This window comes from Pseudoalteromonas sp. C12FD-1 (assembly GCF_037414265.1).
Lineage (GTDB): Bacteria > Pseudomonadota > Gammaproteobacteria > Enterobacterales > Alteromonadaceae > Pseudoalteromonas.
Genome location: NZ_JBBEVD010000069.1, coordinates 182,516 through 199,616 on the forward strand (window position 1 = coordinate 182,516; position 17,101 = coordinate 199,616).

Consider the following 17,101-nt stretch of genomic DNA (forward strand, 5'->3'; position numbering starts at 1 on the left):
AAATATCCGCTCAGTTATTTTTTATTCTCCCTATCAAAATAATTTTTTACTATTTGATTTATAAGAACTTAAATATTTTATCATTATTAAATTTATTTTGGCATGGCTTTCGCAATATAAATACCAAGTAAAGCGAAGTTATCGTTGATATAAATTTGCTAAGTAGTTAAATAAATTTAAAGGGTGTCCATTATGCAAACTAATACTAAAGTTAAACAGCAACCAAAAAAAATGTCTTTTGTTCTTACTCCAGAGTTAATGGTGCTGTCTATTATTATTGTTGCAGCTGTTATTGTTGGTGCAACAGCACTGCGAGGCACCGTTACTATAGAGCCTGTTAATAAAGGCAATACCGAGATGTTCAGCAACAAATTTAGCAATAGTGATTTAGATAATGCCACTATTGAAAGCAACACATTAAACTACGCTCAAAACATAGATGAGCAATCTGGCCAATCAGGCTCACAAGGTTTAAACAACTAAACAATACTTCTCCTTAGTATTTATTTCGGCTGACTCTAAGCAATTAGGTCAGCCTTTTTTATTTTTAAAGCCACTTTATACCTAAACCATAGCTTACTCATGATCCCACTTTAGATCAGCTTGCGTGTCAGTGTGATTTGCAAAATGCAAATATACCTATCAATAATTTTAGGCTAACAGTTTGTTTTTAATTTGTTGAATTCAAAAGGTTTATTTTTGTTTTTGACTGCTGGTTTTGGTCTGTAATTTGCAATTTATGACACAAGCTTACGGTGAGCCCTTATTTGTGGAGAGATTTATGAATGCGTTTAAAAGTTTAGAGCCTATCAATACGGTCAACATTGCACGCTGGCACGAACTTGAGCAGATTATGGCTCATGCAATGAGAAACCATTGTTTTAATATGGTGTACCAGCCGCTTGTGTCTTTAACAAGTGGGCAATTAGTTGGCTTTGAATCTTTAGTGCGGTGCGAATCTTCACGCTATGGTGTTGTTGGCCCAGATGAATTTATTCCGCATGTAGAACAGTCAGGTATGATTTTAGATTTAGGTGATTGGATTTTTAAGCAAACCCTAAGTGATTTAAGCGAAATGAGAAGTTTAGGTATGAACGATATAACGATTTCATTGAACATTTCGCCAGTACAAATTATTGAAGGGAATGTGTTTTCTAAAGTAATGACTTTGCTTGATAAGTACCAAATAGACCCCGCAGCCATAAAAGTAGAACTAACAGAAACAGCATTAATAAAAAGTCCGCAGCGTATTGCTAAAACATTCGAGCAATTTCATAAGGAAGGGGTGAAAATTTGGCTAGACGATTTTGGTACGGGTTATGCTTCACTGGGCCTTTTAAGGCAGTTTAATATTGATGGGCTAAAAATAGACCGCAGCTTTATAAGTGGAATTACAACTAACAATGAAGACTTCACCCTATGTAGCGCAATTATTGCTATGGCGCAAAGATTAGGGTTAGAAACCATTGCTGAGGGGATTGAGCAGCGAGAACAATTGCAAATATTAGAGCAGTTAGGGTGTGATGTAGCGCAAGGTTACTTACTCGGAAGGCCAAGCAGTTTAGCCAACAATACGCAAACATGGGTAAAAAAAAACTCTTAACATAATGTTTCAATTTGCAAAATGCGAAAAACGACTTACTCTAAAAGTATAAAATATAAAATAGCTTCGTATCACAATAATAAATAAAGGCCAGATATGCCAATACCAGAAGAATATATTGATAACACCATTACTCAAGCGAATGTGTTAGCGCAACTAGAGCAAGATGTAGGCTCACTTACCTTGGTTAGGCTAGTAAACTTATTTATTAATGAATTAGAAGAAATGCGAGTTCGTCTTAAAAATGCTATTGATGAGCAAGATGAAGATAATATTAAAGATATAATGCACGTACTTAAAAATTCAGCGGCACTGTACGGTGCTTTAACTTTAGCAGCTCTTGCCAGTCAGCTGCATGATTACCCACCCGCTACCATCGAAGAAAATATTCACGCTGCTCAGAACGTTCTACATAATCTAGAAAAAACGCATGCTGCATATCAAGTTATTGCAAATAATATTACTTAGAAGGCTCTGCCATGAACGATTCTCAAAAAAAAGCACTGGTTTATATTGTAGAAGATAGCATTGCAAGTGGGGCTCTTTATGCGAGTCAATTAGAGCAAGCAGGGCACGAATGTAAACACTTTACCGATGGCTACTCTGCCTTGGTTGGTATAAAAGAGATGATGCCGGATGTTATTGTTCAAGATGTTTGCTTACCCGATATTAGCGGCTTAGAAGTGCTACAGTTTGTTAAAAAGCAAGAAAAGCCTGCTAACGTAGTAATGATCACTTCAAATAGCTCTATTGATGTTGCAGTAGAGGCGATGCGTTTAGGTGGCTTTGATTTTTTAGAAAAACCGTTTTCAGGCCAGCGCTTAGTGAACGCCGTTGATAGCGCACTTTCACAAAAAGCACCTCCTGCAGTTAAAATTCAAGAACAAAAAGCGCAAAACACCTCTGGCTTTATTGGTGAATCGTTAGCAATGCAAACGGTGTTTAGGCTTTTAGATAGTGCGGCACGAAGCAAAGCATGTGTTTTTATTACCGGAGAGAGTGGCACAGGTAAAGAAGTGTGCGCGCAAACTTTGCACGACACCAGCCCAAGAAGTGAAGGGCCATTTATTGCAATTAACTGTGCTGCTATTCCAGGAGAGCTATTTGAGTCAGAGTTTTTTGGTCATGTAAAAGGGGCCTTTAGCGGAGCGTTAAGTGATAGAAAAGGGGCTGTAGAAGTTGCAAACGGCGGCACTTTATTTTTAGATGAACTGTGTGAGATGGAGCTCAACCTACAAGCTAAGTTATTGCGTTTTTTACAAACGGGTGCGTTTAATCGGGTAGGCAGTAGCGAGGTTTTACACAGTAATGTAAGGCTAGTGTGTGCAACAAATAGAAGCCCTGTAGTTGAAGTTGCCGAAGGGCGTTTTAGAGAAGATTTATACTATAGGCTTAATGTTATTCCTGTAAAGTTACCTCCGCTACGCGAGCGAGCTGGCGATATAATGTTGCTTGCAAAGCATATTTTAAAGCAAAAAAGTGAAAGTAACGCTAAGTTATTCCATCGCTTTTCAAAAGAAGTTGAAAACCTTTTTTGCAACTACGATTGGCCCGGTAATATCCGTGAGCTGCAAAATGTTATCGAAAATATCGTTGTTATCAACGAGGGTGACGTAGTTGAGCTAGATATGTTACCTAGCTCATTTGGTGTTAATTCTGCTATTCCAATCAAAAATACCAGCTCGTCTCAATCTGCAGAGCAAATACAAACTAACTCGCTTATGGGCGTACACGACATAGAGCCCCTGTGGCAGGTTGAAAAAAGAGCAATAGAGTCGGCAATAGCAGTATGTGATGATAACATTCCACTTGCTGCAGCCTATTTAGGAGTAAGCGCCTCGACTATTTACAGAAAAATAAAAGGCTGGAGTTAGATTTACACTGATTACTTACACCTACTTGGTGTTTATACTGTGCTAATGCTACTTAATAAGAGCAAGTCGCAAGTCATTTCGTTCTTAGTTACATTTTCATGGTTGAAATAATTAAAGATACCCTAAGCTCTATTACTACACCCTAAGTTTAATAGTAAAAGGAGATCACAATGAGTAACGTTAATTTACAGCCAGCGAGTGTAATGCAGCCTTTAGTGGTAAGCGATTTAGATAACAATGACGTGAATTTAGTTGACCGCGTAAGCGACAAACCTTGGAAAATGATAGTGGTGTACAGAGGCCAGCATTGCCCTAAATGTACCGAGCAACTAAACGAGCTTGCAACAATGCATGACGATTTTGCCAGCGTAGGTGTAGAAGTTGTAGCAGTAAGTGGCGATAGCGAAGAGCAGCTTAAAAAGCATCTTGAAAAAATAGACGTAAATTTCCCTCTTTATTACAATTTAACCATTGAGCAAATGACTGATTTAGGCTTATACATTAGTGAACCGCGTAGTGATGCTGAAACAGATCACCCATTTGCTGAGCCTTGTATTATTGTTTTAAACGAAGATAACCAAGTACAGATGCTTGATAAATCAAATAGTCCATTTGTTCGTCCAAGCCTTAAGCAGCTGCTAGGCGGTATTAAATTTTCACGCGAAAACGACTACCCAATTCGCGGTACTTTTATTAAGTAACGTGTATTGAGTAATTTGATGAATATACGAAGAGGGCACATTTTTGTGCCCTTTTTTATTTTTTTCACTTTTTTTAATTTAATTACTTGAAAACTATTTTACTGCCCATAAATAGTTTAATGAGGACGCCTGATGGGTCCCAAAAAAATACAGAAGTTATTGAAATTTATATTATTAATTTAATTATGTTGTGCTTGTTCAAACGAAAAGTAACAACATTATATCGCTTAAATATGAGGATATTATTATGCGTACAGTAGACTTATCACCACTTTATCGTTCATTCATCGGCTTTGATCATTTAGCATCTTTAATGGATGCGGCAGCTCGTACAGACAAGCAGCCTAGCTTTCCTCCTTACAACATCGAAGCACTTGATAAAGACAAATACAGAATCACTATGGCCGTTGCTGGTTTTAGTGAAAGTGAACTGACCATTGAGTCAGAGAACAACACGTTAAAAGTTGCAGGCACTAAACCAAATAAAGATGAAAATGAAGAGCGTAAGTTCATTCATCAAGGTATTGCTGAACGTAACTTTGAGCGTAAGTTTCAACTAGGGGATCATGTAAAAGTACTTGGCGCCGATTTAGCCAACGGTCTGCTTAGCATTGACCTGGAACGCGAAATTCCAGAAGCACTTAAACCTCGTAAAATTGAAATTGGCGGTGGTAACCTAATCGAAGGTAAATAATCGCTAATAAACATTTTCCCTGATTGTAGCCGCCTTAACTGAGGCGGCTTTTTCGTTTTTATAATTCGTTTATATGCGTTAAATAATAATTTGCTTGGGCTAAGGTCTGCAGTTGAAGTTGAGGTGCTTGTTTATCCCAATTTTTATAAACCATGCCAATGCGTGGGTTTTTTTCAAGTAATGCGCGGTGTTTATCCATAAATTGCCAATATAAGCTGTTGTAAGGACATGCCTTCTCACCTACTTTTTGCTTAACATCATAATGACAGTTTTTGCAGTAATCGCTCATTTTATTGATGTAATTACCACTGGCTGCGTAGGGTTTAGTGGCAATAATGGCATCATCTGCAAATTGGCTCATGCCACGGGTGTTAGGCATTTCAACCCATTCAATGGCATCAATATAAACCCCTAAATACCACTGGTCGACTTCATTAGGGTCAATGCCTGTTAATAAGCAAAAATTACCAATGATCATTAATCTTTGAATATGATGAGCGTAAGCAGTATTTAAGCTCTGCGTTAATGCATGGCTTAAACAGTTCATTTTTACATTACCCTGCCAAAAGTAGCCCGGTAACGACTGTTTGGCCTGTAATTGGTTTTTTTGTGCATAGTTGGGCATGTTTACCCAATATATACAGCGCACATATTCACGCCAACCTAGAATTTGCCTAACAAAGCCCTCTACTTGAGAAATCGAAATTGTGTCTGGGTGAGCATTATATTCGTCAACTACACGCCTAATAACGTACAGCGGGTGGATTAACTTGGCGTTTAAAGCAAATGATAAACGGCTATGGTACAAGCTGGCGTTATTTGTAATTTGGTCGGTCATTGCATCTTGAAACTGGCCGAAATTTTTTAGCAGGTGAGTGCAAAAATACTCTAAACACGTTTTGGCTTGTATGCGAGTGAGCGGCCATGGCAGCTGCTGAGGGTTTATTTCACCAAAGTAATTTACGTTATGTTTTTTAAGTCTACCGATGATGGTGCTAACATCGTTATTAAATAATTTTGGTGGTGGAATGGCGTTTAAATCTGCTTTTTTAAATTTGTTTCTGTTATTACTATCAAAGTTCCACCGTCCTCCTTGTGGGCTATTTCCATCCATAAGGATTGTGTATTGCTTGCGCATAGCGCGATAAAAGTGCTCCATAGTCACATGTTTGTTTTTTTCAAACCGTTCGTTAATACGCTCAAATGGCAGCATAAAATGTTCGGTGTCATAGGCTTTAACAAGAAGATCAGACTCTTTTTTAAATTTACTTAGCTGTGCTTTGAGGCGAAATTCATCAGGGTATTGGTAATGTATTTCACTGCAACAAAACTGTTTGGCTATGCGCGTGAGTAAATCAGGTAAGGTTTTGTCCTGGTGGGTATCATCAAGGGTAAGATGAAGTGTGCTGTAATTCGCGCTTTGTAAAGCCGTTGCAAAACGTTCCATCGCATAAAAAAAAGCACATAACTTTTGCACATGGTGCTTAACGTAATTGGTTTCTTGTTTTAACTCGGCAATTAAATAAAGTGTATCGGGCTCTTTTTCTTTAAACCACGAATGCGAAGCATTGAGTTGATCACCTAAAATTAGGCGTAACACTTTATAATGAGCCATAGACTACCTAAATTCAGTTGTACGTAAAAAACAACGACGTAGATCTAGGTAGTTTGCTCATAGGTGAATAAAAGCTGAGGCCTGTGATACTTATAGCTTGTTTGCACGAAGTTGAGTGATTTTTTGCTCAAGCGAAATAACATTTGTTTTGTTAAACAAGGTTGTATTAGCAAAGCTTTCAAAATAACGAAGCGCTTTTTGCCAAGCAAATTGTGTTTGTGTGGTAAATAAACGCCCTAAGTGCTCGTTTAAGGTATCGTAAAAGGCATCGCAAAGTAGCGATATTTCTTTTGGCGTAACCCCCATCTTTTTTAAGTATTGCAAGTGAAAGGTTAAAAATGGGGCAACAGAAGATGGGTTATCTAAATGCCTAACGATGCGTTCTAACACACAATATAAAATATAACTTTTTTCGTTAAAATAAGCTGCACTTGGGTACTGCATTGTTATATTTGACGCTTCAAGTTTTGCATGAAAGCGCGCTGTAAACGCATGAAAATTTGGCTTAACTATATGCAAGCTTTTAATTAACTGTGGCTGATAAGTATTCATTTGCAATCTCATTAAATTTTGTAATTTTTATTTTTATCCACATCGGTGAGCTTTTAGTATAGTGCGTTGCTCAAATATCGCACGTAAACTAATCGTAAAAAAACACAAAATTGTATCAGTTTTATGAATTTTAGATATTTTATTTATGAATATACGGCTTTTTACGTAAATATTAATGATGCTACGATTATCATTTTACCGTTAGCAACACCATAATACATACTGCTAAAGCTTAAAATGGTGGGTCACTGATTTTATCAAACTTATTCGTTATTATGGTTGCTAATTACCCCGTACATCCTTATAATAGCCGCCATTGTTTAGCGGTTAATTACTCGCTAACAGCGATATTGAATTTTAAGTTTAATATCTATTGGCGCGGGATGGAGCAGCCTGGTAGCTCGTCGGGCTCATAACCCGAAGGTCGTCGGTTCAAATCCGGCTCCCGCAACCAATTTTTATAGTTAGGTATATCCTTACTAATTCTGTATCGCGCATTCTAAGTAATGCGCGTTTTGCGTTTAAGCTAATGTAGTTTAATTTGGTCAGTGTTATGACCCGCAGCCAAGCTTGGCCTGAGGCCACACAGTTTTATGCTTTATTGGTGTGACGCCCCGCTTGGTTCGGGGCGTTGTTGTATCTGCACCATTGATTTATGGCCTTGTCATTAAATCAAAACTTAAACTCAGTATTTTAGGGCTATAAGCCCTTTTTTTGTTTGTATGGAGGATTTTCGTGACAAAACTTGAGCAAGATTTATTAACCATGCTTACGCCTGCAGTAGAAATGTTAGGCTTTGAATTACATGGTCTTGAGTTTGTACAAGCAGGCCGCCATTCTACCTTAAGGGTTTATATTGACCATGAGGATGGGATATCTGTTGATAATTGTGCGGATGCAAGTCGCCAAATTAGTGCGATTTTAGACGTCGAAGACCCAATTACAAATGAATATGATTTGGAAGTATCGTCTCCTGGTGTTGATCGTCCATTATTCAAACAAGATCATTACGAGAAGGCGCAAGGAGAGGAAGTACGCGTTCGTACTAAGCTTCCACAAGATGGTCGCCGTAATTTTAAAGGCGATTTAGTAGCAGTTAGCAGTGATATGATCACACTTAAAAGCGATGGCGAAGAGCACTTAATCATGCTTAGCAATATCGAACGTGCGAACATCATCGCAAAGTTTTAATTTGAGTGCGAAGGAATAGGGCAAGCGAGGCATTACCCATGGCAAAAGAGATATTATTGGTTGCTGAAGCCGTTTCCAATGAGAAAGCGGTTCCAAAAGAAAAGATTTTTGAAGCGCTAGAGTTCGCTCTAGCAACAGCGACAAAGAAAAAACACGATGGCGAAATTGAAGTACGTGTATCAATCGACCGTAAAACCGGTGATTACGACACGTTCCGTCGTTGGCAGATTGCAGAAGTTCAAGAAGATGGTTCTTTAGAAAACCCTTACAGCGAAATCACATTAGAAGCAGCTCAAGTTGAAGAACCTGATCTGCAACTAGGTGATTATGTTGAAGAACAGATTGAATCTATCAAATTCGACCGCATAACTACACAAATGGCAAAGCAAGTTATCGTACAAAAAGTACGTGAAGCTGAGCGCGCTTTAGTTGTAGAAGCTTATAAAGATCAAGAAGGCGAGCTAGTAACAGGTGTTGTTAAAAAAGCGACACGTGATGCAATCGTACTTGATTTAGGTAACAACGCAGAAGCGGTTATTTACCGAGACGATATGCTACCACGTGAAAACTTCCGCCCAGGCGATCGTATCCGTGGTCTTCTTTACGAAGTTAAACCTGAAGCACGCGGCGCACAGTTATTTGTAACGCGTTCAAAACCAGAAATGCTGATGGAATTATTCCGCATTGAGGTGCCAGAAATTGGCGAAGAAATGATTGAGCTTCGTGCTGCAGCACGCGATCCTGGTTCACGCGCTAAAATCGCCGTTAAATCTAACGACAAGCGCATTGACCCAGTAGGTGCGTGTGTTGGTATGCGTGGTGCACGTGTTCAAGCTGTATCATCAGAACTTGGCGGGGAGCGTGTTGATATCGTACTTTACGATGACAACCCTGCACAGTTTGTAATTAATGCAATGGCACCGGCTGAAGTAGCTTCAATCGTAATGGATGAAGACACTCATTCAATGGATATCGCTGTTGAAGCCGATAACCTAGCACAAGCAATTGGTCGTAATGGTCAAAACGTTCGTTTAGCAAGCCAATTAACAGGCTGGGAACTAAACGTAATGACAGTTGATGACATGCGCGCTAAAAACGAGGCTGAGTCAGATAAGTTAATTAACTTATTTACTGAAAACTTAGATATTGATGATGAATTTGCATCATTACTTATCAACGAAGGTTTCTCAACACTTGAAGAAGTAGCCTATGTGCCGGCTTCTGAGTTTTTAGAAATTGATGGCCTAGATGAAGAAACGGTTGATGTACTGCGCTCACGCGCTAAAGACGCGTTAACGACTAAAGCACTTAAAACGGAAGAAAGCTTAGAGGGCGTAGAGCCTGCTGAAGACTTACTTGCGCTTGAAGGTTTAGAACGTCATCTAGCATTTGTTATGGCAAGTAAGGGTGTAGTTACACTTGAAGACTTAGCTGAGCAAGGTATTGATGAATTAGTAGATATTACAGAGCTTACACCTGAAAAAGCAGGTGAGTTAATTATGGCTGCACGTAATATTTGTTGGTTCGCAGACGAGTAATTTATTAACGGAGGTATTACACACTATGGCAGAAGTAAATGTTGAAAAACTAGCCGGCGATATAGGTACAACTGTTGATAAATTGCTACAGCAATTTTCACAAGCGGGTATCACTAAAAAAGCAGGTGACAATGTAACAGAAGCTGAAAAAGCACAGTTACTTGATCACTTAAGCAAATCGCACGGTGGTACTGGTTCAGATGGCCCAGCACGTATGACTTTACAGCGTAAGAGCAAAAGCACATTAAGTGTAACGGGCTCTACGGGTAAAGCGAAAGCTGTTCAAGTTGAAGTTCGCAAAACACGTACTTACGTGAAAAAGAGCGCAATGGAGCAAGAGCAAGAACAGCAACGTCTAGCCGCTGAAGAAAAAGCGCGTATCGAAGAGCAGCAAAAAGCTGCACAAGAAGCCGCTGAGTTAAAAGCGAAACAAGAGGCAGAACGTAAAGCAAAAGAAGACGCTGATCGTAAAGCCAAAGAAGAAGCTAAACGCAAAGCAGATGCAGAGCGTAAAGCTAAACAACAGCAGATGACCCCAGAGCAAAGTGCTAAGTCTGAGAAAGATCGCATCGAAGCTGAGCGTCTGCAGAAAGAAGCAGAAGAGGCCGCATTGAAGAAAGCTGAAGAAGAAGCGAAACGTCAAGCAGAAGAGGCAAGAAAGCTAGCTGAAGAAAATGAAGCTCGCTGGAAGAAAGAAGAAGAAGAACGTAAGAAACGCGAAGAAACAGCGGATCACCATCTTACGACTTCTACATACGCACGTGAGGCAGAAGATGTAGCCGATGCACGTGATGAGCAAGGCGCACGCCGTGCTAAGAAAAAGAAAAAAGCCCCAGCAAAAGATAAATTTGCAGGTGGTAAAGGCCGTAAAGGCAAGCTAAAAGCACCTACATCACTACAGCATGGTTTCCAAAAACCAACTGCAGATGTTAAAAACGAAGTGCGTATTAGCGAAACAATTACAGTTGCTGAGCTTGCTTCACGCATGGCAGTTAAAGGCGCTGAAGTTGTTAAAACAATGATGAAAATGGGTGACATGGTTACCATTAACCAAGTGATTGACCAAGAAACAGCACAACTTGTTGCTGAAGAAATGGGCCACAAAGTTATCATTGTTAAAGAAAACGAATTAGAGCAAACAGTTTTAAATGACCGTCATGAAGATGGTAAGTCTGAGCCTCGTGCGCCAGTAGTAACTGTAATGGGTCACGTTGACCACGGTAAAACATCAACACTTGATTACATTCGTTCAGCTAAAGTTGCATCAGGCGAAGCCGGTGGTATTACACAGCACATTGGTGCATATCACGTTGAAACAAACGGCAACATGATCACTTTCTTAGATACACCAGGCCATGCCGCGTTTACATCAATGCGTGCACGTGGTGCTAAAGCGACAGATATTGTAATCCTAGTGGTTGCAGCAGATGATGGTGTAATGCCACAAACTAAAGAAGCGGTACAGCATGCTCGTGCAGCTGGCGTTCCTTTAATCATCGCTGTAAACAAAATGGATAAAGAAGGCGCAGATCCAGATCGCGTTAAAAACGAACTAGCTCAGCTAGACGTTATCCCTGAAGATTGGGGCGGCGATACGCAATACGTTCATATCTCAGCTAAAACTGGCTTAGGTATTGATGACTTACTAGAAGCTGTACTTATGCAGTCAGAATTATTGGAGCTAAGTGCCCCTTCTGAAGGTATGGCTGCAGGTGTTGTTATTGAATCTCGCCTTGATAAAGGACGTGGTCCGGTAGCGTCTATATTGGTTCAATCAGGTACCCTTAATCAAGGCGATATCGTACTGTGTGGTCTTGAATACGGCCGTGTTCGTGCAATGAAAGACGAAAATGGTAAAGACATTAAATCAGCTGGCCCTTCTATTCCTGTTGAGATTTTAGGTCTTTCTGGTATACCGGCGGCAGGTGATGAAGCAACCGTTGTTAAAGATGAGCGTAAAGCGCGTGAAGTAGCTTTATACCGTCAAGGTAAGTTCCGCGACGTTAAGTTGGCTCGTCAGCAAAAAGCGAAGCTTGAAAACATGTTTTCTAACATGGCTGAAGGCGATGTATCTGAAGTTAACATTGTACTTAAAGCAGACGTTCAAGGTTCAATTGAAGCAATTTCAGATTCACTAACTAAGCTTTCTACTGATGAAGTTAAAGTGAAGATTGTAGGCTCAGGCGTAGGTGGTATCACTGAAACTGATGCAACACTTGCGGCTGCATCTAATGCAATCGTAGTTGGCTTTAACGTTCGTGCTGATGCATCTGCACGTAAAGTAATTGACACTGAAAACTTAGACCTTCGTTACTACAGCGTAATCTACAGCCTAATTGAGGAAGTTAAGCAAGCCATGTCTGGTATGCTTGCACCTGAATTTAAGCAAGAGATTATCGGTCTTGCTGAAGTGCGTGACGTATTTAAGTCTCCAAAAATTGGCGCAATTGCTGGTTGTATGGTTACTGAAGGTACAATTAAACGCAGCGCACCAATTCGTGTACTACGTGACAACGTGGTTATTTACGAAGGTGAGCTTGAGTCACTACGTCGCTTTAAAGATGACGTTCAAGAAGTACGTAACGGCATGGAATGTGGTATCGGTGTTAAGAACTACAATGACGTTCGCGTTGGTGACCAAATCGAAGTATTTGAGACAGTTGAAGTACAACGTACACTTTAATTGCTCGTAAGCTAAGATTGTAAATGGGGGCTTTGCCCCCATTTCTGTATCCATTATTTAATTAACTTATTATTTTAATTCAGTAAGTTATGATTTTAGGAAAACAATCATGAGAGAATTTTCTCGCACTGATCGTGTTGCTCAACAAATTCAAAAAGAAATTGCTGTTATTTTACAACGCGAAATTAAAGATCCGCGCTTAGGCATGGTGACAGTGTCTGCGGTAGAAGTATCGCGCGATTTATCTTACGCAAAAGTTTTTATTACGGTGTTTAATACCGAAGATGAAAACAAAGCAAAAGAAAGCGCAAAAATACTTAACGAAGCTACGGGCTATATTCGCTCGTTACTGGGTAAGCGTATTCGTGCTCGTATAATGCCTGAGCTTAAGTTTGTAGTAGATAACTCACTAATGGAAGGGATGCGTATCTCTAACTTAGTGGACTCGGTTATTCGCGAAGATAACGCTAAACATGTAAATGATGAAACTGATAGCGAAGAAGGCACTAAAGACTAATGGCTAGACGCAGTAAAGGCCGTCCGATTGATGGTATTTTGTTGTTAAACAAACCTCAAGGCATTTCGTCGAACAAAGCCCTACAGCAAGCTAAAGGTATTTATTTTGCCCAAAAAGCTGGCCATACCGGTGCGCTAGACCCACTTGCCACAGGTATGCTACCTATTTGTTTTGGTGAAGCGACTAAGTTTACTCAGTTTTTGCTCGATACAGATAAAACCTATGTGGTAAGAGCAAAACTAGGTGAGCGCACCACTACCTCAGATTCAGATGGCGAAGTGGTTGAAACCCGTGATGTAAACATTACTACTGAGCAACTTGCTGCAGAAATAGAAAAGTTTTTAGGCGAGTCAGATCAGTATCCATCAATGTACTCAGCGCTTAAATATGAAGGTAAGCCTTTATATAAGTACGCGCGTGAAGGTATTGAAGTACCGCGTAAATGCCGAAAAATAAATGTATTTAGCTTAACGCTTGATGAGTTTGATGAAGCGAATAACGAAGTGCAAATGACCGCCCATGTATCTAAAGGCACGTACATTCGTACCATTGTTGATGATTTAGGGGAAAACCTAGGCTGTGGTGCACATGTTATTATGTTGCATCGCTCAGCAGTTGGTCATTACCCTAAAGATAAAATGGTCTCGCTTGAGCACCTTGAAACCTTATTAGCCAAGGCTAAAGAAGAAGAGGTTGCCCCATCTACATACCTTGATGAATTACTATTACCAATGGATAGTGCATTGGTTGATTTACCCGTTGTAGAAATTAGCAAAGAGCAGGGCGTTTCGTTTAGCCATGGCCAAGCCGTGGTGCTAGGCACTGAATTACCCGAAGGGGCAATTAAAGTCCTGGCTGATGGTGTGTTTATCGGCACTGGTGAGCGCAACCCTGATGGACATTTAAAATCAAAGCGTGGCCTGTCTAATCAGCAACCAGAGTAAACTTTAACTTGTAGTTATTCTCATAGTTGGTAGAATACGCCCGCTTAATCGTTTTGGCTGAATTAGTGATCGGCTAAAGCACCTATTAAATTTAACTTTTGGAGTTATTATGTCACTAAGCAATCAAGAAAAAATCGATATCATTGCTAAATTTGCACGTGCTGAAGGCGACACTGGTTCACCTGAAGTACAAGTAGCTTTACTTACTTTTGATATCAACAAGCTTCAAGGTCACTTTGCTGACCACAAGCATGACTTCCACTCACGTCGTGGTCTGCTTCGTAAAGTAAGTACTCGCCGTAAATTGCTTGATTACCTAAAAGGTAAAGACATCTCGCGTTATACTGCGTTAATCCAAGAGCTTGGCCTACGTCGCTAAGAACTTGATTACGAGAAAAGGAGCTTTATAGCTCCTTTTTTTGTGCCTAAATTTTGTAATTTAAAATCATCCATAATAGCTTTACTAACTGGCTTTATGATGTTTTAAAATACTCATGCGCCTAATACCAACCCGTATTAATACTTAATCATTTTCAGGGGTTAAACGTGTCGCTATCTGCGTTAAAAAATTCTCATTTACGACTGCATGGATGCAGAAGGTAGAGCAATGCAGGAGCAATTGCCGAGAACAACTAAATAGCGAGTTTTTTGCCTTGTTATCAACACGTTTATCCATCCTCAAAATAGATCACTTAATTATGCGGATTGGTATAATAAAACAACGAGCTTTAGCGTTTTACCAGCACGAATATCTCCCCTTATAAAACCTGCCTTAATTAAGCGAATTGGTACAAACCGTTTTATATAAAGTAATTGATAAATAATGAGATAAAAGCGATTACTTTTATCTTTGGGTAGACTCGCAATTTTACGTCGCTTTGGTATATACTATGCGCGTAGATAAATAGGTTATCTGCAGTCATTAAAAATTTTGCCAATTGTAGTACTTAATTGATTTCCAACTGAATACAATTATGTACTGTAATTGGCCCTTTTAATGACACTTATTAATGAAATATAAAAACATTTAAGGAATATTTTAAGTGCAAGCAATTATTAAAGAATTTCAACTAGGTCAACACACAGTTACCCTAGAAACAGGTGCAATCGCTCGTCAAGCTGACGGCGCTGTACTAGCAAGCATTGGTGACACGTCAGTATTAGTTACTGTTGTTGGTAAGCGTGAAGCTCAACCTGGTCAAGACTTTTTCCCACTTACTGTTAACTACCAAGAGCGTATGTACGCTGCTGGTCGTATCCCAGGTGGTTTCTTAAAGCGTGAAGGTCGTCCTAACGATGGCGAAACACTTATTGCACGTCTTATTGACCGTCCAATTCGTCCACTTTTCCCAAATGGTTTCGTAAACGAAGTACAAGTTATTGCAACCGTTGTATCTGTAAACCCTGAAATTCAACCAGATATGGTTGCGATGATTGGTACATCAGCAGCACTTGCTATCTCTGGTATCCCATTTAGCGGCCCAATTGGTGCTTCTCGCGTTGGTTACATCAACGGTGAATACGTGCTTAACCCAACACTAAAAGAGCTTGAAGAAAGCCAACTTGATTTAGTTGTTGCAGGTACTGATAACGCAGTACTAATGGTTGAATCAGAAGCTGACGTACTAGCTGAAGACGTAATGCTAGGTGCGGTTGTGTACGGCCATGAGCAATCTCAAGCTATCATTAACGCAATTAACGAATTTAAAGCAGAAGCAGGTAAGCCTACTTGGGATTGGACTGCACCTGAGAAAAACGTATCTCTTGAAGAAAAAGTAGCATCACTTGCATCAGATAAAGTAGGTGAAGCTTACCGTATTACTGATAAAGTAGCGCGTAAAGAAGCATTAACTGCAGCCAAAGACGCTGTAATTGAAGCACTTACAAGTGAACTTGCTGAAGATGAAACACTTGATAAGCAAGAAGTAGGCAAAGTATTTGGTTCTTTAGAGAAGAAAATTGTACGTGGCCGCATCACTGCCGGTGAAAAACGTATTGATGGTCGTGAACCAGATATGATCCGTGCACTAGATGTAATGACGGGTGTATTACCACGTACTCACGGTTCTGCAATCTTTACTCGTGGCGAAACACAAGCACTTGTGACAGCGACACTTGGTACAGAACGTGACTCACAGTTAATCGATGATTTAACGGGTACTCACAAAAATCACTTTATGCTTAACTACAACTTCCCTCCATTCTGTGTAGGTGAAACTGGTTTTGTAGGTTCTCCAAAGCGTCGTGAAATCGGCCACGGTAACTTAGCTAAGCGTGGTATCCAAGCTGTTATGCCTACACTTACTGAGTTCCCTTACTCAATTCGTGTTGTATCTGAAATTACTGAATCAAATGGTTCGTCTTCAATGGCATCTGTTTGTGGTACGTCACTTGCACTTATGAACGCCGGTGTACCAATTAAAGCATCTGTTGCGGGTATCGCGATGGGCCTTGTGAAAGAAGATGAAAAGTTTGTTGTTCTTTCAGATATCTTAGGTGATGAAGATCACTTAGGTGACATGGACTTTAAAGTAGCAGGTACTACTAACGGTATCACTGCACTACAAATGGATATCAAGATTGAAGGTATCACACAAGAAATCATGCAAATTGCGCTTAAACAAGCAAAAGCGGCGCGTTTACACATTTTAGGTGTGATGGACGAAGCGATTTCTGCTCCTTCAGAAGAGTTATCAATGTTTGCTCCTCGTATCTACACTATGCAAATTCCTGCTAAGAAGATTGCTGAAGTAATTGGTAAAGGTGGCGCTACTATTCGTCAACTTACTGAAGAGACGGGCACAACAATTGAAATTGAAGATGACGGTACAATTAAAATTGCTGCAACAGACGGTGAAAGCGCACAAAACGCAATTACACGTATTGAGCAATTAACAGCAGAGCTTGAAGTAGGTACTATCTACACTGGTAAAGTTGTACGTATTGTTGACTTTGGTGCGTTTGTAAACATTCTTCCTGGTAAAGATGGCCTAGTGCATATTTCTCAAATCAGTACAGAGCGTGTTAACAACGTAACTGACCACTTAAGTGAAGGTCAAGAAGTTAAAGTTAAAGTACTAGAAGTAGACCGCCAAGGCCGTGTACGTCTAAGCATTAAAGAAGCAATGGAGTCAGCAGCACCAGCAGCTGATGAGTCAAAAGACGCATAATTGCTAAACTTTAACCCGT

The 17,101-nt window shown here is 39.9% G+C and carries 15 protein-coding genes and 1 tRNA gene; 14 read left to right on the top strand and 2 right to left on the bottom strand.

Features of this window, described 5'->3' with window-relative positions:
• Positions 1–192: 192 nt before the first annotated feature.
• From WDB87_RS10835 to WDB87_RS10860, 6 genes are all read left to right on the top strand, one after another.
• A complete protein-coding gene (locus WDB87_RS10835) occupies positions 193–483 on the top strand; it encodes a hypothetical protein (RefSeq protein WP_286246542.1) in 291 nt (96 codons plus the stop codon).
• Between the two features lie 298 nt (positions 484–781).
• The gene (locus WDB87_RS10840) at positions 782–1,603 is read left to right on the top strand and encodes a putative bifunctional diguanylate cyclase/phosphodiesterase (protein WP_337849873.1); all 822 of its coding nucleotides are present in this window, start codon (positions 782–784) and stop codon (positions 1,601–1,603) included.
• A gap of 96 nt (positions 1,604–1,699) precedes the next feature.
• A complete protein-coding gene (locus WDB87_RS10845; protein ID WP_286246544.1) occupies positions 1,700–2,071 on the top strand; it encodes an Hpt domain-containing protein in 372 nt (123 codons plus the stop codon).
• An 11-nt stretch (positions 2,072–2,082) separates the two neighbouring features.
• On the top strand, positions 2,083–3,477 hold the full coding sequence (locus WDB87_RS10850) for a sigma-54-dependent transcriptional regulator (protein ID WP_337849874.1): 1,395 nt from the start codon (positions 2,083–2,085) through the stop codon (positions 3,475–3,477).
• Between the two features lie 170 nt (positions 3,478–3,647).
• Positions 3,648–4,178, top strand: coding sequence for a peroxiredoxin-like family protein (locus WDB87_RS10855; RefSeq protein ID WP_286246546.1), 531 nt, complete (start codon positions 3,648–3,650; stop codon positions 4,176–4,178).
• A gap of 247 nt (positions 4,179–4,425) precedes the next feature.
• The gene (locus WDB87_RS10860; protein WP_337849875.1) at positions 4,426–4,872 is read left to right on the top strand and encodes an Hsp20 family protein; all 447 of its coding nucleotides are present in this window, start codon (positions 4,426–4,428) and stop codon (positions 4,870–4,872) included.
• Between the two features lie 58 nt (positions 4,873–4,930).
• On the opposite strand, the gene WDB87_RS10865 is transcribed toward WDB87_RS10860, so the two are convergent.
• Both WDB87_RS10865 and WDB87_RS10870 read right to left on the bottom strand, forming a co-directional pair.
• Positions 4,931–6,487: a cryptochrome/photolyase family protein gene (locus WDB87_RS10865; protein WP_337849876.1), complete on the bottom strand. Its 1,557-nt coding sequence runs from the start codon at positions 6,485–6,487 to the stop codon at positions 4,931–4,933.
• Positions 6,488–6,577: 90 nt separating this feature from the next.
• Positions 6,578–7,039: a globin gene (locus tag WDB87_RS10870; protein ID WP_337849877.1), complete on the bottom strand. Its 462-nt coding sequence runs from the start codon at positions 7,037–7,039 to the stop codon at positions 6,578–6,580.
• 377 nt (positions 7,040–7,416) lie between these two features.
• On the opposite strand from WDB87_RS10870, the gene WDB87_RS10875 reads away from it, so the two are divergent.
• The 8 genes from WDB87_RS10875 (at position 7,417) to pnp (ending at position 17,082) form a co-directional block, all read left to right on the top strand.
• Positions 7,417–7,493, top strand: a tRNA-Met gene (locus WDB87_RS10875).
• A 281-nt stretch (positions 7,494–7,774) separates the two neighbouring features.
• The gene (gene rimP / locus WDB87_RS10880; protein ID WP_004585883.1) at positions 7,775–8,230 is read left to right on the top strand and encodes a ribosome maturation factor RimP; all 456 of its coding nucleotides are present in this window, start codon (positions 7,775–7,777) and stop codon (positions 8,228–8,230) included.
• Positions 8,231–8,268: 38 nt separating this feature from the next.
• Positions 8,269–9,768 carry a transcription termination factor NusA gene (nusA, locus tag WDB87_RS10885; protein ID WP_337849878.1) on the top strand — a complete coding sequence of 500 codons (1,500 nt, stop codon included), beginning with the start codon at positions 8,269–8,271 and terminating at the stop codon, positions 9,766–9,768.
• Positions 9,769–9,793: 25 nt separating this feature from the next.
• Entirely contained in the window at positions 9,794–12,451 is a 2,658-nt protein-coding gene (gene infB, locus WDB87_RS10890) for a translation initiation factor IF-2 (protein WP_337849879.1), read from the top strand.
• Positions 12,452–12,560: 109 nt separating this feature from the next.
• Complete coding sequence (gene rbfA / locus WDB87_RS10895) at positions 12,561–12,968, top strand: 30S ribosome-binding factor RbfA (protein WP_089347169.1); 408 nt, start codon at positions 12,561–12,563, stop codon at positions 12,966–12,968.
• Positions 12,968–13,912 (top strand): tRNA pseudouridine(55) synthase TruB, encoded by a 945-nt coding sequence (truB, locus tag WDB87_RS10900; RefSeq protein WP_337849880.1) that lies wholly within the window; start codon positions 12,968–12,970, stop codon positions 13,910–13,912. Before rbfA ends, truB begins: the two co-directional genes overlap by 1 nt.
• A 109-nt stretch (positions 13,913–14,021) precedes the next feature.
• Entirely contained in the window at positions 14,022–14,291 is a 270-nt protein-coding gene (gene rpsO / locus WDB87_RS10905) for a 30S ribosomal protein S15 (protein ID WP_004585888.1), read from the top strand.
• A 664-nt stretch (positions 14,292–14,955) separates the two neighbouring features.
• Positions 14,956–17,082, top strand: coding sequence for a polyribonucleotide nucleotidyltransferase (pnp, locus tag WDB87_RS10910; protein ID WP_286246551.1), 2,127 nt, complete (start codon positions 14,956–14,958; stop codon positions 17,080–17,082).
• Positions 17,083–17,101 lie beyond the last annotated feature (19 nt).

Coding starts and splice junctions, on each gene's coding strand:
- WDB87_RS10845 (WP_286246544.1), top strand. CDS start 1,700: ATGCCAATACCAGAAGAATATATTGATAACACCATTACTCAAGCGAAT.
- WDB87_RS10865 (WP_337849876.1), bottom strand. CDS start 6,487: ATGGCTCATTATAAAGTGTTACGCCTAATTTTAGGTGATCAACTCAAT.
- WDB87_RS10840 (WP_337849873.1), top strand. CDS start 782: ATGAATGCGTTTAAAAGTTTAGAGCCTATCAATACGGTCAACATTGCA.
- WDB87_RS10850 (WP_337849874.1), top strand. CDS start 2,083: ATGAACGATTCTCAAAAAAAAGCACTGGTTTATATTGTAGAAGATAGC.
- truB (WP_337849880.1), top strand. CDS start 12,968: ATGGCTAGACGCAGTAAAGGCCGTCCGATTGATGGTATTTTGTTGTTA.
- rbfA (WP_089347169.1), top strand. CDS start 12,561: ATGAGAGAATTTTCTCGCACTGATCGTGTTGCTCAACAAATTCAAAAA.
- WDB87_RS10870 (WP_337849877.1), bottom strand. CDS start 7,039: ATGAATACTTATCAGCCACAGTTAATTAAAAGCTTGCATATAGTTAAG.
- WDB87_RS10855 (WP_286246546.1), top strand. CDS start 3,648: ATGAGTAACGTTAATTTACAGCCAGCGAGTGTAATGCAGCCTTTAGTG.
- nusA (WP_337849878.1), top strand. CDS start 8,269: ATGGCAAAAGAGATATTATTGGTTGCTGAAGCCGTTTCCAATGAGAAA.
- rpsO (WP_004585888.1), top strand. CDS start 14,022: ATGTCACTAAGCAATCAAGAAAAAATCGATATCATTGCTAAATTTGCA.
- WDB87_RS10860 (WP_337849875.1), top strand. CDS start 4,426: ATGCGTACAGTAGACTTATCACCACTTTATCGTTCATTCATCGGCTTT.
- infB (WP_337849879.1), top strand. CDS start 9,794: ATGGCAGAAGTAAATGTTGAAAAACTAGCCGGCGATATAGGTACAACT.
- WDB87_RS10835 (WP_286246542.1), top strand. CDS start 193: ATGCAAACTAATACTAAAGTTAAACAGCAACCAAAAAAAATGTCTTTT.